This is a genomic window from Pseudolysinimonas kribbensis, assembly GCF_030161895.1.
In the GTDB taxonomy this organism is placed as follows: domain Bacteria; phylum Actinomycetota; class Actinomycetes; order Actinomycetales; family Microbacteriaceae; genus Pseudolysinimonas; species Pseudolysinimonas kribbensis.
The window spans coordinates 106896-119937 of record NZ_BSVB01000001.1; the positions used below are offsets into that span (position 1 = coordinate 106896).

The following is a 13042-nucleotide window of genomic DNA, read 5'->3' on the forward strand; positions in this document are numbered from 1 at the left end:
ATGAGCGGCGGGACCATCACCCAGCTGCGCCGCGGCGTGGTCGGCCCCTGCATCCTGGCTCTGCTCGCCGACGGTCCCCGCTACGGACTGCAGCTCGGCCGCGAACTCGAAGCGGCGGGCGAGCTGCTCACCAGTCAGGGCACCCTGTACCCGCTGCTCAACCGGCTGAGCGAGGCGAACCTCGTGACCAGCCGGTGGGAGCTCGCGGAGGCCGAGCGCCCGCGTCGCTACTACGAGATCACGGAGGCCGGACGCCGCGAGCTCGCCGAGTTCCGTCGCGACTGGTCCGCGTTCGCCGGGTCGGTCTCCGACCTCCTCGACCGCGCCGGACCGACCGGGGAGGAGCCCGCATGACCACCACCGACGACCATCCGCTCGTCCGCGCATACCTGCGACGCTTCGATGCGGCCGCGGCCCGACTGCCCGAGTCGCGTCGCGAGCGGCTCCGTGCCGAGATCGCGGGCCACCTGCGCGAGGCCACCTCGGACGACAGCTCCGACGCGGAGGTGCGTCTTGTCCTGGCGGAGCTCGGCGATCCCGGCATGATCGTCGGCGAAGAAGCGGCTACCGAGGATCGCCCCGACGGGATCCGGCCCGCGTGGATCGCCGGCGGCGTGCTCCTGATCCTCTCCGTGGTCGTCGGCTACGCACTGCAATGGATCGACCCGCTGCCCGTCGGCATCTCCCTCACCTCGATCGCGTGGGCCGCCGGCCTCCTGGTGCTCGCGTTCGGCCGTCCGTCGGTCACGGCCCGCCGCCCGCTCGGGACCGCGGCCCTCGCCGTGCTCGCCATCTGGTCGGTGGCGGCCGGCGTCGTGTGGGATCTGATCGCTCGCACGATCGACCAGTCGGATCCCGGCGGGGCCGGCACGGCGTTCGGCCTCGTCGACACCCTCGGCGCGTTCGTGCTCGCGGCCATCGCCGTCGTCCAGATCGCGCGCATCGAGGTGGTCCCGCGTCCGTGGCGGTGGGCACCTGCGTGGGTCCTGGCGGCGGTCAGCGTCGTCTGGCTGATCAATCAGCTGGCGGGTGTCACCCTCCGCGAGAACGTGGTCGCGATAGCGGGGGCCTCGTCGCCCTGGACGCCGTCGCAAGGATCGGCGGAGTGCTGCTCCTGGGCGCCCTCGCGATCGGCCTCGGCTCGGCGGTCCTGCGACGCCCCGAGCACGGCTAGGAACGCATCGCGGGTCCGCTCGCGTTCTCATAGGATGCTCATGACTGGCGTTCATCGCCCGTCCTTTGGGGAATCGATGAGTCGACGTCGTCGAACGCTGGCGCGCGCCGGTCGCTGGGCCGCCGTGGTGACGGCGATGGCCGTGGTCGCCGTCGGGATCGGATCGGTGAGCGCCGCGCAGGCCGTCACCAACTACAGCGGCGCACGGCTCGCGTTCGAGCAGACGTTCTTCGCCTACGCGGCAGCCGGCGAGCTCCCCGGTACACGTTCACCCAGGTGAGCGGCCAGAACACGCCCGTGACGTTCACGATCACGGCCCCGGATGGCGCAGTCCAGCAGACCTGCACCGTGCCTGCCTCCTCCCCCGCCAACACGACCTGCACGTCGAGCGGGCTGACGCCGAGCGTGGCCGGCGTGTGGACGATCCACTACGACCCGCACACCGACGCGCCGGCAGCCCGCTACAACTGGACGCTCGACGTCGTCGATGGGGAAGGGACCGTCATCCCCGGGCGGACCTGGGTCGAGACCTACGGGATCTACCAGTCCTCGGCCGCGAACATGCAGTTGTGGATCGGGACGCGTGAGGGCTACGTGTACAAGGCGGACTTCCGCGGCTACAACGGGCTCGGCTCCTGGATCAAGGCGAACGGCTTCGGCCTGGTGGACGCCGGAACCTGCACGCCGATCTACCACTCGGTCGAGGAAGCATCAGCGGCGCCAACGGCACCAGCATCGATCCGCGCTATGCGTACAGCGACCAGTGCGGGGACCAGTACAAGCTGTTCCTCGAGGAACCCGATACCGACCTCCCGGCGACGGCCCTCACCCCGACCGGCACCGACTGGGTGCGTCCGGCCGTCGTGCCGCCGGCCGCGAGCAACCTCGGGCTCCAGCAGGACTCCCCGAGCTCCCGCGCCGGCGACGTCGCGTTCGACCTCGCCGGGGTCAACGGCGGGTACACCCTGCAGATCGACACGAACGACAACGGCGTCTTCACCGATCCGGTCGACCGCACGATCCCCTGGGGCAGTCCCCCTGGTCACGTCGAGGTTCCGTTCGACGGCCTGGACGGGCAGGGTGCCGCTCTCGACCCCTGCTCCGCGATGAACGCCAAGGTCGTCGTCGACCGTGTCGGGGAGGCCCACATCGTGCTCGACGACGTCGAGTCGCTGGGTACGAGCTCCGTCACCAACTACGGCATCAAGATCACGGGCGACACCCCCGGCGTGGTCGCTCCCAATCCGAAGCTGTACTGGGACGACACCACCCTCACTCCGCGCAACAGCACCGAGAAGCCGCTCCCCTACGCTGACGGCCGAGCCGGTGTCGACACCACGACGACCGTCACGGGCGCGCATGGCTGGGGCCAGTGGGGCGACACGCGCAGCATCGAGAACTGGACCTACTACCAGGCGCAGGCCGGCGGGACGTTCGCCATCCCCCCAGCTGCACGCCGGGGATCAGCATCGTGAAGTCGGCGACCCCGGATGATCCCGCCTCCTACACGCTCAACCGGGTCATCGACTACAGCTTCGTCGTCACCAACACCGGCGACGAGCCCCTGACCGACGTGGATGTGGCGGAGACGGCCTTCAACGGCACCGGTCCGGCACCGCAACCGTCGTGCCCCGGCGGCATCCTGGCACCGCAGCAGCAGGTCACGTGCACCGCGACCTACACGCTGACGCAGCCGGATGTGGACCGCGGCCACCTCGACAACACCGCCGTCGCGAGCGGCACCGGCCAGATCAGCGGCGGTGAGGTCACGAGCGACCCCGGGAGTGTGACGATCCCGGGCGACCCCGACGCGGTCGGGTCGATCTCCCTCGCCAAGACAGCGACGCCCTCGACGGCGACCGCGGCCGGTGACACGGTGACCTTCTCCTTCGCGATCACCAACACGGGCCCCCTGACGCTGCATGATCCGCAGGTCGTCGAGTCCTCGTTCAGTGGATCCGGAGCGGTGTCGGCCCTGAGCTGCCCGCCGGAACTTGCGACGCTCATCCCGGGTGAGACCCGGACGTGCACCGCGACGTATCGGCTGACCCAGGCGGACGTGGATGCCGGGGGCGTCACGAACCGGGCCGTCGCCCGGGCACTGTCCCCTCGGACACGCAGGTCGAGTCGAGCCCGTCGTCGGCCGCCGTCACAGTGACCGCCGACCCGGGCATCAGCCTGGTCAAGACAGCGGACCGCGCGACGGTGGCAGGTGCCGGCCAGACGATCCACTACTCGTTCGCCGTGACGAACACCGGCAACGTCTCGGTGCACGGCGTCTCGATCTCCGAGGTCGCGTTCTCGGGCGCGGGCGCGACGACGGCGGTCGACTGCCCGGCGACACCGATCGCCCCGCAGGACACCGTGGTCTGCACCGCCGATTACCGCACGCTCCAGGCCGACGTGTCCGCTGGAACGATCATCAACACCGCACAGGCGAGCGCGATCTCGCCGGCGGACGCCACACTGCAGTCCGATCCGTCGTCCGCCACGGTAACGGTCGGGCCGGCGGCCCCTGATCCGAGCTCCCCGGTGCTCGCGAGCACCGGTGGGCCGGACCTGCGGTGGATGGCTGTTCTCGCCCTGCTGTTCGCGGCAGCCGGCGGCGTGCTGATGCTGCTCACGCGGCGGCGATTCGGACGCGGCTGACTACAGCGCGTCCAGCCAGGCGCCGAAGACCCCGCGAGCGCGCTCGACGAGCTCCGGACCGACGCGCGCCGCGTCGGCGCGCACCGCCTGGATGTCGATACCGCCGAGCTCCGCCGAATGCCCGATCAGCCACTGCTCGAGCCGGCGATGATCGGTCTCGAGGTGGAACTGCAACGCGAGCACGCGGTCGCCGAGTGCGAAGGCCTGGTTCGGGCAGGCGTCGGTGCTCGCGAGCCGCACCGCGCCATCCGGGATCTGGAACATGTCGCCGTGCCAGTGCAGCACCGGGGTGTTCCCGAGCTCCCCGAGCGGTCCCGCACGACCCGCGTCGGTCAGCTGCACCGGCGCGTAGCCGATCTCGGTGGCCTGCGGCGCCACCCGCGCCCCCAGCGCGGCGGTGATGAGCTGCGCGCCGAGACAGATGCCGAGCAGCGGCGCGCCGTCGTCGAGGCGCTTGCGGATCACCGCGAGCTCCTCGTCGAGCACGGGATAGTCCGCCCGGTCGCCCACTCCGATCGGGCCGCCGAGCACCACCAGCAGATCGTCGTCGACGGCCTCGATGGAGTCGACGCCGGCATCCACGTAGCGGATGCCGAACCCGCGCTCCCGCAGCAGCGGGTCGAGCAGGCCGAGGTCCTCGAACAGGACGTGCCGGATCGCGGTGACGGTGCGCACTCCCCTACGGTGCCACGGACCGGCGCGCACCGCGCAGCTCCCAGAGTCCGCGGATCGCGGCGAACGGCTTGACGAGCACGAGCTCCCCGAACCGGTGCTCGTCCGCGCGTCGCAGCCGTGCCGCGAGGTCGGGCCGCATGCGGGCGAGATGGATGCGGGCCTTCTCGGCGTGCAGCGAGTTGGAGACGATCTTGATCTCGTCCGCGTCCTCGAGGTACGGGATCGCGTTGCGCACGTTCTCCCAGGTCGTGCGGCTCTCCCGGTCGAGCGCCACCCTCCCGCGGTATCCGAGCGCGCGGGCGTGCGCAGCCAGGAGGTCGGCCTCCGGAACGGTGCCGGCCACCGCTCCCCGCACAGCACGAGCAGCGAGTCGGTGTCGGCGCTGCGCGACCGCAGCGCCGCGCGTACCCGGTACCGGTTCACGAGGTTGATGCGCGATCCCCGGTTGCCGAAGCCGAGGATGACGACCGCCTCCCGCCGCCTCCCCGGCGACGAGTCCCCTCCCCGCTTGGCGGAAAGCCGCGTCGGCTGGAACGCCAGTGCACGAGCTCGCCCCACGCCAGGACGCTCGCGGCCGCCGTGACGACGAGAGCGGCCGTACGGGTTCGCATTCGTCGACGCTATGCCCCTTGACCTGCCACTTGTTATTTGCAAGTGTTGCCACATCGACATCACCAAATCACAAGGAGCAGTCGCCATGTCCCTTCTCTTCGTCAACCTCCCCGTCACCGACCTGGATCGCGCGAAGGCGTTCTACACCGCGATCGGCGGCACCGTGAACCCGCTCTTCACCGACCACAACGCCGCCTGCATCGTCGTCGACGAGGACCACAACTACTTCATGCTCCTGACCCGCGAGTTCTTCCAGACGTTCACCGACCTGCCGATCGGTGACCCCTCGACGCATGCCGCCGTCTCGACGGCGATCTTCCTCGAGAGCCGCGACGCGGTGGACGCCGCCGTCGCGAGGGGGCTCGAAGCGGGCGGCGCCGAACCGCGCCCGGCTGCGGACTACGGGTTCATGTACCAGCGTCAGCTGACCGACCCCGACGGCAACCTCCTCGAGTTCGGGTGGATGGAGCCAGCGGCGGCCGCCCAGGGCCCGGCGGCGTACGCCGCGAACCAGGCCTGAACACCCCGCCGCACATGGCCGCGCGCGATTACGGGCAGTACGACGGCATCACCCGGGCGCTCGAGCTCGCGGGAGAGCGCTGGGCGCTGCTCATCGTGCGCGACCTGCTCGTCGGGCCGCGCCGCTACGGAGAGCTCGCGGCGGGACTCCCCCGCATCCCGAGCAACATCCTGGCGGCGCGGCTCAAGGAGCTGCAGGAGGCCGGCATCATCCGCCGCGCCCCCGATCGCGCATCATCCTGTACGAGCTCACTCCCTACGGCCGCGAGCTCGAGCCGGTCGTGCTCGCGCTCGGCGCGTGGGGCTTCCGGGCGCTCGGCGAGCCCCGCGAGGAGCAGGTCATCACGCCCGACGCGATGACCATCACGCTGCGCACGGCGTTCCGGCCATCGGCCGCCGCCGAGCTGCCGGCGACCGCCTATGCGGCGCGACTGGGCCCGCACGAGCTGCTGGTGCGAGTGGATGGGTCCGAGCTCTCCGTCGCGCGGGTGGATGCGGGCCGCGGCGATCGCGATGCCGACCTCGCCTTCGCGACGGGGCCGGGCATCCATCGCGTCATCTCCGGCGAGCTGGCACCGGACCGCGCGATCTCCACCGGGGTCGTCGAGGTGCTGCGCGGGCCCGAGAACCTGCTCGAGCGGTTCGCGAACACGTTCCACCTGGCTGCCTGACCGCTCCGAGACGGCGCGTCGCCTTGTCGAATGGGAAGGTATAGTCCTAATCTCACCGGATGTTTCCTCAGCGTCGGCCCGCGCCGCATCCGTCCCGCGCGACCCGTTCGGTTCCAGCTACGGCGCGGCCGACCGCGAGACATGGGCGTCTGCGCCGCCGGAGCCGGGCGGGCACACTGATCCGGATGGTCGCGACAGTCGTCGCGGTCGTGGCGGTGGCGAGCGTCTCCGTCGTCGCGATCGCGATCGGCCAGCTCAGCAGCACCGTCGCATCGCACACGGTGCATCTGGCCCGCGTCGGCGGCTCGGCGCCGCCGCCGAGCATCGACGCCATCAAGGGCGTCGTCAACCTTCTGATCGTCGGCTCCGACACCCGCAAAGACCAAGCGGGGTTCCAGGATGCTGCGGACCAGGCGGCATCCTCCGGCGCCGGCCACAACGACGTCACGATCCTCGTGCACATCGCTGCGGATCATCAGTCCGCGCTCCTGGTGAGCTTTCCACGCGACCTGATGATCCCCATCCCGGCCTGCCCGGATCCGAGCGGCGGGACGTACCGCGCCTCGAGCATCGCCATGTTCAACGCAACGCTCGGCCGTGGAGGCCTCTCCTGTCCGGTGCTGACGATCGAGAAGCTCACCGGGCTCGACATCCCGTATGCGGCATCCATCGACTTCGACGGCGTGGCGGCGATGGCCGACGCGGTCGGCGGGGTCACCGTGTGCGTCGCTACACCCATTCACGATCCGAACGTCGGCCTCGACCTGACAGCCGGCGAGCACACCATCTCCGGCGCGACCGCGCGCGCGTTTCTGCGGACCAGGCACGGCGTCGGCGACGGCAGCGACCTCGGCCGGATCAGCAACCAGCAGATCTACCTGTCGGCGCTGGCCCGCACGGTCAAGAGCAGCGGTGTGCTGACGAATCCCCTGAAGCTCTACGGTCTCGCGCGGGCGGCGACGTCGAACATGCAGCTCTCCGACACCCTTGCGCACCTCGACACGATGGCGGGGATCGCCCTCGCGCTGAAGAACATGCCTCTGTCGAACGTCGCGATGATCCAGTATCCGGTCGGGTCCAGTCCGCTCTATCCGAACCGGGTCGTGCCGTCGCCCGCTGCGGATGCCGTCGTCACCACCGCCTTGCAGAACGATCAGCGGGTGCAGCTGACGGGCACGACGGGGCGCGGCGCCGAGCTCGCCCCGAAGCAGAGCAGCCCTCCCCCGCCGACGCCGAGCGGCGTCAGCGCGACGCCGACCCCGACGAGTTCGGGCCCCGCCGCCGTCGCGCTGCCCGACACGGTGCAGGGTCAGAGCGCGGACCAGCAGACCTGCTCGAAGGGCAGGATCGTCCGTGGCTGATCCGCGCGGCGGCTTGGCGAACGGGAAGGTATGGTCCTACTCTCACGGAGTGCCACGTCGACGCCCCGGAGCGCTGATCCCGCTGGAGTTCCGCATCCTGGAGTGCGGGTTGGAGATGCAGACGCCGACGCACGGCTTCCACGGTTTCCTGCTCGCGAGGGCCCTGCAGGACGTGTCCGACTCGGCCTCGCTGATCGGGCACGGGACGCTCTACAAGGCGCTCGCCCGCATGGCGAAGGCCGGCCTGCTCGAGAGCGCATGGGAGGATCCAGCATCGGCCGAGGCCGAGGGGCGCCCCCGGCGTAAGAACTACCGAGTGACGCCCCAGGGCGCGACGGCCCTGGCACGGGCTCGGGCGGAGCAGCCGTCCCCGCTCGCCGCGCCGGCCCACGCAGCACGGGGCATCGCATGACCACCGTCGCCATGCGCCACGCACCCGGCCGAGCCCCGAGCTGTCGCGCGGACATCGCGATCATGCGCTGGGTCCGCTGGTACAGCCGCGACCTCGCGCCGGAGGTCCGGGACGACCGGCTCGACGAGCTCACGTCCGACCTCTGGGAGCAGCGCTCCGCCGCGCACCGGCAAGGCGCCTTCAGGGCCGGTGCCGCCATGGTCGCTCGCGCGGTCCGAGGCATCCCGGCTGACCTCGCCTGGCGTCGTGCCGAGCTTCGCGCCGACCCGGCCCTGCGCGGGGTCGCGCGAGGATGGTCCCGCGGCGGCCTGTTGACCCTCACCTATCTGGTGGCGCTCTCGGCTCTCGGGTTCGCGATCCTCGCCTGGGTCCGGATCGCCGCTGCTGCGACCCACGGGATGCTCCTGCCCTCCGCGACGACGCTCACGTCCCTCGCGATCGCGGTCGTCAGCGTCGTCGGCGGCATCATCATGCTCGGCGCGGCCCGACGGCGATGGCTCGCGGCCCTGTGGCTCGGCATGGGAACGGTGCTGACGCTCCACTTCGGGTTCCTCACGTTCTGGACGCTCAGCGTCACGGCCTACGCGCTCGTGATTCGCGCGACGATGAACGGCCCCCTCATCGCCGTGTTCTATTGGGCCGGGCTCGGCACGGTCGGCGCGTTCTTCGTCGTCGTCGCACTCGCGTGGGCTCCCGCGCGCCGACCTGTGAGGTCCTCCCGGTGAATCGCCGGATCCTGCTCAGCGTGGCGGCCGGCGGCGTGCTCGCCATCGCGGTCGCCATCGGAGCGGGCGCGGCCGCCCTCGCGATGTCGCCCATCGTTCCGGACGACTCGGCACCGCTCATCGCGCCGGCGCCGACGAGCTCTGCCACCGCGCCGGCGCCGAGCTCCGGCGGTCCGACGACCGAGGAGACCGCCCCCTTCGCTCGCGCTCTCCGCCCCGGCGAGGCGCCGGTCACCGCGGCCCGGCTCCGTACCGAAGTGCCGGCCGGCATGGCCACCGATCTGGACGATCCGCACGGCTGGCTGGCCGAGGCCGTCATCGACGTCCGGTGCATGGCGGACAAGGGCTACTACTACGACCCGTTCGACCACGGTCCCGAGTCCGACCCCTCGGACCCGTCGCTCCTGGCCTTCTTCGGCCGCACGGGTGCGGTCGACGCCTACCGTTGGCAGGACGCCGGATGCCACGGCCTCTCCGTGCACGAGACGGGAAATGATGACAACCACTGATTCCCGCCGGGCCCGAGCGCCCAGAGCGACCGGAGTCGCGTTCGCCTGCGCCGCGGTGGCGCTGCTGGTCGGGTGCAGCGCCGTTCCGATCCCGTCGGCGAGCACGCCCGTCCCGACCACGACCGGCAGCCCCACCGCGGTGGAATCCCCCGCCCCATCGACCGCCCCGACCTCGACCGGCGACCCGTCGGGCGCCTGCGATGTGCGGAACCTCCGCATGGTCTACACGCCCCACCCGCAGGACTCCGGAGCGGGGCACAGCCACTTCACACTCGTGTTCACGAACGTCGGCACGGATGCGTGCACGCTCGACGGCTACCCCGGGCTCGTCGCGATCGACGCGGACGGGGGCGTCCTCGGAGATCACGCCGGCCAGATGACGACCGGGCAGGACCAGCCGGTCCTGCTCGCGGCGGAGGGGGAAGCGCCGACGTGGAGGTGCTGTTCACCAGTGCGGGCGTGTACGGGTGCACCGTCGTCACGGCGTACGGGCTTCGCGCCTACCTGCCGGGAACGGGCGACGGCATCTTCGCGGCGGCGGCGATCCCCGTCTGCGAGCGGAATGTCTCGCTCTTCTCCGTAGGACCCTTCCGAACCCCCTGAGACAGCGCACCGTCGGGGGCCGTGCGACACCGCGCTCTCAGCCCCGGAACGCCGCCTCGACGATCGACCGCGCGCGCGAGATGGGGATCCCGAGCGCCCGCGCCTGCTCGACAAGCGCTGCCGCCGCGCGCTGCAGTTCGGCCTCGGAGGTGTCGGATGACCAGGCGACGACCGTGCCGTTGCGGCCGTGCGTCTCGATGACGCCGGCCTGCTCGAGTTCGCGGTAGCAGCGCGCCACCGTGTTCGGGGCGAGCCCCAGGTCGTCGGCGAGCCGGCGCACGGTCGGCAGTCGCGATCCGGATGCCAGCTCTCCCTCGTGGATCTGCGCGAGCAGCTGCACCCGCAGCTGCTCGAACGGCGGCGTCGACGACCGCGGGTCGATCCGGATCATCGAAGCTCCTCTCCTCGGATTGTGTCAACACAGAGTACCGGCGTGAGCGCCCATCCCCTACGCTGCCGTGGTGGCACGGCGCAGAGCGACGGTGCGCGCGGCCCTCCGCCGGATCGTCGCGTTCCTCATCGACTGGCTGTGCATCCTCGGCTGGGTCGCGGTCACCGCCGCCGTCGGTGTCCCCCTCTACCTCGGGGGCGTCACGCGAGGGCTCGACACGGTCGCCCTGAACGTCATCGCGACGGTCGTCCTGGTCATCCCGGTGGTCGTCGCGGCGGCGGTTTTCGAGTCGCGCCGACGTGCGGCGACCCCGGCAAGCGCGTGCTGCACCTGGAGGTGCGCCACGGATCCCGCGCCCCCAGATTCGGCCGGGCGCTGCTGCGGAACCTCCTGAAGATCGGGGTGCCGTGGGTCATTGGGCACTCGGCCGTCTTCGTCCTCGCGACCGCCGGTCTCGCCGGCACCCCGACGCCGCCGCTCGGCTACGTGCTGCTCGTCGCCGCCTACGTGCTGCCGATCGCCTACCTCGTCAGCCTGTTCGCCGGGTCGGGTCGCGCCCTGTACGACCGGGTCGCCGGCACCCGTGTCACCCTCGTGGTCCGGTGAGGGCGGCGGAATGGAGTACTCCGTCGCGACCTACTACCGCACGTTCGCCGAGGTGGAAGCCCACGGCACATCGCCTCTCTACGAGGACTGGGCACTCGGAGTCGCCACCGAACCGGATCTGCTGGCGCTGATCGCCGCCCTCCCCGGCCGAAGCAGCAGGCGAACCTGATATTCGCGTCCGCGCGCATGATCGGCGTGCCCGAGAGACCGTTCAGCGAGGTGCGCGACATGTTCGTCGCCGAATGGGAGGCCATTTCGGCGATCGCGTCCTCTCACGCGACGCAGACCAACGAGGCCGCTCGATGCGGCACCCTCCTACCGACGATCGCCCAGATCGAGGGCCCCGTCGCTCTGATCGAGGTGCGCGCATCGGCCGGGCTCCGCCTGCTTCCCGACCGCTACAGCTATGAACTCGTCGACGGGGCGGGCTCGCGCGCGCGGCTCGACCCGATCGACGGTCCGAGCGAGGCCCTCCTGCGCTGCGAACTCCTCGGCGAACCGTTCCCGACCCGGATGCCCGAGATCATCTGGCGGGCCGGCATCGACCTCCACCCGCTCGATCCCCGTGACACCGACGCCATCACCTGGCTCGAAACGCTCATCTGGCCGGAGCATGACGACCGGCGCACCGTACTTCGTGCGGCGGCCGGCATCGCGGCGCGGGAGATGCCGCGCGTCGTGCCGGGCGACCTGCTCGCCGAGCTGCCGCGCGTAGCCGCCGAGGCGCCCGACGACGCCACTCTCGTGGTGTTCCACTCCGCCGTGCTCGCGTATCTCGACGCGGAGCAGCGCGCGGACTTTCGCCGACTCGTCACCGGCATCCCGGCGATATGGATCGCCAATGAGGGCTCCGGCGTCACGCCAGGTGTGGCCGAACGGCTCCGTCCGGGAGCAGTGCGCCGGGGAGAGTTCGTGGTCGCCGTGGACGGCATCCCGGTCGCTGCCGCCTCGCCGCACGGCCGCTATCGACGAGCGCTGTGACCCCGCGGCGAACGTGGGCCGTGGACGGTGGGCTCGGGCGACGTCCCGATCGAGCAGGATCCGAGAAGTGCCCCGGCCGATCCCACCCGCAGAATGAGGTCATGAGCGACACGAAGAAGACCACGAAGGGTTTCAGCGCCGACGAACGCGCCGCCATGCGGCAGCGCGCGAAGGAGCTGAAGGCGCAGGAGTCCGACGCGGAGGCGCTGCAGGCCGTGCTCGACAAGATCGAATCGCTCGACGAGCCCGACCGCACCAACGCCCGCCGCATCCACGAGATCATCACGACGACCGCACCGACGTTGCGGCCGAAGCTCTTCTACGGCAGCCCCGCCTACGCCCGCCCCGACGGCAAGGTGGTCTGCTTCTACCAGGAGCGCGCCAAGTTCAAGGTGCGCTACGGCAATTTCGCCTTCTTCGAGTCGGCGCAGCTCGACGACGGCACGATGTGGCCGACCGCGTGGGCGATCACCGAGCTGAGCGCAGCCGACGAGAAGCTGGTCGCGACGATCATCGCCAAGGCCGCCGGCGACCAATAGGCGGTGGGCGTCGGGCCCGGCCGTTCAGCGGCGGATCTCGATCAGGATGACCCAGGTGTTGAGCACGGCGACCAGGAACGCGAGTGCGAAGCCCACCGCGGTCAGCACGAGCCCCGCCGTCGTGAGCCCCGCCAGCAGCAGCACGCCCCCGATCGCGCATACGAGGACCGGGATGACGCCCACGACCGCGCGGATGACGCGCTCGAACGGGGTGGTGATCTCCCCGTGGCCGCCGGCATCGCGCAGCAGGCGCACCATCGAATCCGTCGCGAATCCGACCGCGCCGAGCGAGCAGACCAGCACGACGACACCGAGCCAGACGGCGTCCAGCCCCGGGATCAGCGCGAGCACCGAGATCACGACGACGATCGACAGGCTCGAGATGGTCGCGGCCGCCCGCGACGGCATCGAGGCGATCCTGACGATCGACTCGACATTGACCGACATCGCGACGATGAGCAGCCCCACGAGGGCTGCCGACGCCCCCGCCGCGGCGGTGAAGAACGGCACCCACGTGGCGAGGTCCACGCGGTCAGCCTAGGGGCTGGCCCGGCGGCACCTGACCCGCCACGATGGGCGGATGTACATCGCGCTCGTGCTCGCGCAGACGATCGT

20 protein-coding genes and 2 pseudogenes are annotated in these 13042 nt (G+C 71.1%); 18 read left to right on the forward strand and 4 right to left on the reverse strand.

Annotation, left to right across the window (positions count from 1 at the left end):
* The 5 genes from QQK35_RS00620 to QQK35_RS00640 all read left to right on the forward strand — a co-directional run bounded on the left by QQK35_RS00620 (nucleotide 1) and on the right by QQK35_RS00640 (nucleotide 3823).
* The gene (locus tag QQK35_RS00620; RefSeq protein WP_284252057.1) at nucleotides 1–354 is read left to right on the forward strand and encodes a PadR family transcriptional regulator; all 354 of its coding nucleotides are present in this window, start codon (nucleotides 1–3) and stop codon (nucleotides 352–354) included.
* A complete protein-coding gene (locus QQK35_RS00625) occupies nucleotides 351–1454 on the forward strand; it encodes an HAAS signaling domain-containing protein (RefSeq protein WP_284252059.1) in 1104 nt (367 codons plus the stop codon). Before QQK35_RS00620 ends, QQK35_RS00625 begins: the two co-directional genes overlap by 4 nt.
* Before the next feature lie 568 nt (nucleotides 1455–2022).
* Nucleotides 2023–2649, forward strand: a complete 627-nt coding sequence (locus QQK35_RS00630) for a hypothetical protein (protein ID WP_284252061.1) — start codon at nucleotides 2023–2025, stop codon at nucleotides 2647–2649.
* Entirely contained in the window at nucleotides 2646–3332 is a 687-nt protein-coding gene (locus QQK35_RS00635; protein ID WP_284252063.1) for a DUF7507 domain-containing protein, read from the forward strand. Before QQK35_RS00630 ends, QQK35_RS00635 begins: the two co-directional genes overlap by 4 nt.
* Nucleotides 3329–3823, forward strand: a complete 495-nt coding sequence (locus QQK35_RS00640; protein WP_284252065.1) for a DUF7507 domain-containing protein — start codon at nucleotides 3329–3331, stop codon at nucleotides 3821–3823. Before QQK35_RS00635 ends, QQK35_RS00640 begins: the two co-directional genes overlap by 4 nt.
* Here QQK35_RS00640 and QQK35_RS00645 read toward each other — a convergent pair whose 3' ends face one another.
* Together QQK35_RS00645 and QQK35_RS00650 are read right to left on the reverse strand one after the other, a co-directional pair.
* On the reverse strand, nucleotides 3824–4498 hold the full coding sequence (locus QQK35_RS00645) for a glutamine amidotransferase (RefSeq protein ID WP_284252067.1): 675 nt from the start codon (nucleotides 4496–4498) through the stop codon (nucleotides 3824–3826).
* A 4-nt stretch (nucleotides 4499–4502) separates the two neighbouring features.
* Nucleotides 4503–4853, reverse strand: coding sequence for an ElyC/SanA/YdcF family protein (locus QQK35_RS00650; protein ID WP_284252069.1), 351 nt, complete (start codon nucleotides 4851–4853; stop codon nucleotides 4503–4505).
* 342 nt (nucleotides 4854–5195) lie between these two features.
* On the opposite strand from QQK35_RS00650, the gene QQK35_RS00655 reads away from it, so the two are divergent.
* The 8 genes and pseudogenes from QQK35_RS00655 (at nucleotide 5196) to QQK35_RS00685 (ending at nucleotide 9910) form a co-directional block, all read left to right on the forward strand.
* A complete protein-coding gene (locus QQK35_RS00655; protein WP_284252071.1) occupies nucleotides 5196–5630 on the forward strand; it encodes a VOC family protein in 435 nt (144 codons plus the stop codon).
* A gap of 14 nt (nucleotides 5631–5644) precedes the next feature.
* A pseudogene (locus tag QQK35_RS00660) lies at nucleotides 5645–6300 on the forward strand (winged helix-turn-helix transcriptional regulator).
* 185 nt (nucleotides 6301–6485) lie between these two features.
* Entirely contained in the window at nucleotides 6486–7661 is a 1176-nt protein-coding gene (locus tag QQK35_RS00665) for an LCP family protein (protein ID WP_284252073.1), read from the forward strand.
* A 49-nt stretch (nucleotides 7662–7710) separates the two neighbouring features.
* Nucleotides 7711–8073 (forward strand): PadR family transcriptional regulator, encoded by a 363-nt coding sequence (locus tag QQK35_RS00670; protein ID WP_284252074.1) that lies wholly within the window; start codon nucleotides 7711–7713, stop codon nucleotides 8071–8073.
* A complete protein-coding gene (locus QQK35_RS00675; protein WP_284252078.1) occupies nucleotides 8070–8798 on the forward strand; it encodes a hypothetical protein in 729 nt (242 codons plus the stop codon). Before QQK35_RS00670 ends, QQK35_RS00675 begins: the two co-directional genes overlap by 4 nt.
* Nucleotides 8795–9307, forward strand: a complete 513-nt coding sequence (locus QQK35_RS00680) for a hypothetical protein (protein WP_284252080.1) — start codon at nucleotides 8795–8797, stop codon at nucleotides 9305–9307. The genes QQK35_RS00675 and QQK35_RS00680 overlap by 4 nt, the downstream gene beginning before the upstream one ends.
* A pseudogene (locus tag QQK35_RS20150) lies at nucleotides 9294–9722 on the forward strand (DUF4232 domain-containing protein); the annotation flags it as partial. The gene QQK35_RS00680 and the pseudogene QQK35_RS20150, both read left to right, overlap by 14 nt.
* A gap of 17 nt (nucleotides 9723–9739) precedes the next feature.
* Nucleotides 9740–9910: a hypothetical protein gene (locus QQK35_RS00685; RefSeq protein WP_284252082.1), complete on the forward strand. Its 171-nt coding sequence runs from the start codon at nucleotides 9740–9742 to the stop codon at nucleotides 9908–9910.
* Nucleotides 9911–9947: 37 nt separating this feature from the next.
* On the opposite strand, the gene QQK35_RS00690 is transcribed toward QQK35_RS00685, so the two are convergent.
* Nucleotides 9948–10301, reverse strand: a complete 354-nt coding sequence (locus tag QQK35_RS00690; protein ID WP_284252084.1) for a GntR family transcriptional regulator — start codon at nucleotides 10299–10301, stop codon at nucleotides 9948–9950.
* 70 nt (nucleotides 10302–10371) lie between these two features.
* Here QQK35_RS00690 and QQK35_RS19495 point away from each other — a divergent pair, with 70 nt between their 5' ends.
* The 5 genes from QQK35_RS19495 (at nucleotide 10372) to QQK35_RS00710 (ending at nucleotide 12427) form a co-directional block, all read left to right on the forward strand.
* A complete protein-coding gene (locus tag QQK35_RS19495; RefSeq protein WP_348534856.1) occupies nucleotides 10372–10695 on the forward strand; it encodes an RDD family protein in 324 nt (107 codons plus the stop codon).
* Between the two features lie 8 nt (nucleotides 10696–10703).
* The gene (locus QQK35_RS19500; RefSeq protein ID WP_348534857.1) at nucleotides 10704–10907 is read left to right on the forward strand and encodes a hypothetical protein; all 204 of its coding nucleotides are present in this window, start codon (nucleotides 10704–10706) and stop codon (nucleotides 10905–10907) included.
* A 10-nt stretch (nucleotides 10908–10917) separates the two neighbouring features.
* Nucleotides 10918–11076, forward strand: a complete 159-nt coding sequence (locus tag QQK35_RS00700; RefSeq protein WP_284252086.1) for a DUF2332 family protein — start codon at nucleotides 10918–10920, stop codon at nucleotides 11074–11076.
* A gap of 26 nt (nucleotides 11077–11102) precedes the next feature.
* Nucleotides 11103–11888, forward strand: coding sequence for a DUF2332 domain-containing protein (locus QQK35_RS00705; protein ID WP_284252088.1), 786 nt, complete (start codon nucleotides 11103–11105; stop codon nucleotides 11886–11888).
* 101 nt (nucleotides 11889–11989) lie between these two features.
* The gene (locus tag QQK35_RS00710; RefSeq protein WP_284252090.1) at nucleotides 11990–12427 is read left to right on the forward strand and encodes a hypothetical protein; all 438 of its coding nucleotides are present in this window, start codon (nucleotides 11990–11992) and stop codon (nucleotides 12425–12427) included.
* Between the two features lie 24 nt (nucleotides 12428–12451).
* On the opposite strand, the gene QQK35_RS00715 is transcribed toward QQK35_RS00710, so the two are convergent.
* Nucleotides 12452–12955, reverse strand: coding sequence for a hypothetical protein (locus tag QQK35_RS00715; RefSeq protein ID WP_284252092.1), 504 nt, complete (start codon nucleotides 12953–12955; stop codon nucleotides 12452–12454).
* Between the last annotated feature and the right edge of the window lie 87 nt (nucleotides 12956–13042).

Excerpts from the sequence above, each read along its gene's own strand:
- QQK35_RS00675 (WP_284252078.1), top strand. The coding sequence starts at position 8,070 with ATGACCACCGTCGCCATGCGCCACGCACCCGGCCGAGCCCCGAGCTGT.
- QQK35_RS00690 (WP_284252084.1), bottom strand. The coding sequence starts at position 10,301 with ATGATCCGGATCGACCCGCGGTCGTCGACGCCGCCGTTCGAGCAGCTG.
- QQK35_RS00625 (WP_284252059.1), top strand. The coding sequence starts at position 351 with ATGACCACCACCGACGACCATCCGCTCGTCCGCGCATACCTGCGACGC.
- QQK35_RS00620 (WP_284252057.1), top strand. The coding sequence starts at position 1 with ATGAGCGGCGGGACCATCACCCAGCTGCGCCGCGGCGTGGTCGGCCCC.
- QQK35_RS00710 (WP_284252090.1), top strand. The coding sequence starts at position 11,990 with ATGAGCGACACGAAGAAGACCACGAAGGGTTTCAGCGCCGACGAACGC.
- QQK35_RS00655 (WP_284252071.1), top strand. The coding sequence starts at position 5,196 with ATGTCCCTTCTCTTCGTCAACCTCCCCGTCACCGACCTGGATCGCGCG.
- QQK35_RS00665 (WP_284252073.1), top strand. The coding sequence starts at position 6,486 with ATGGTCGCGACAGTCGTCGCGGTCGTGGCGGTGGCGAGCGTCTCCGTC.
- QQK35_RS00700 (WP_284252086.1), top strand. The coding sequence starts at position 10,918 with ATGGAGTACTCCGTCGCGACCTACTACCGCACGTTCGCCGAGGTGGAA.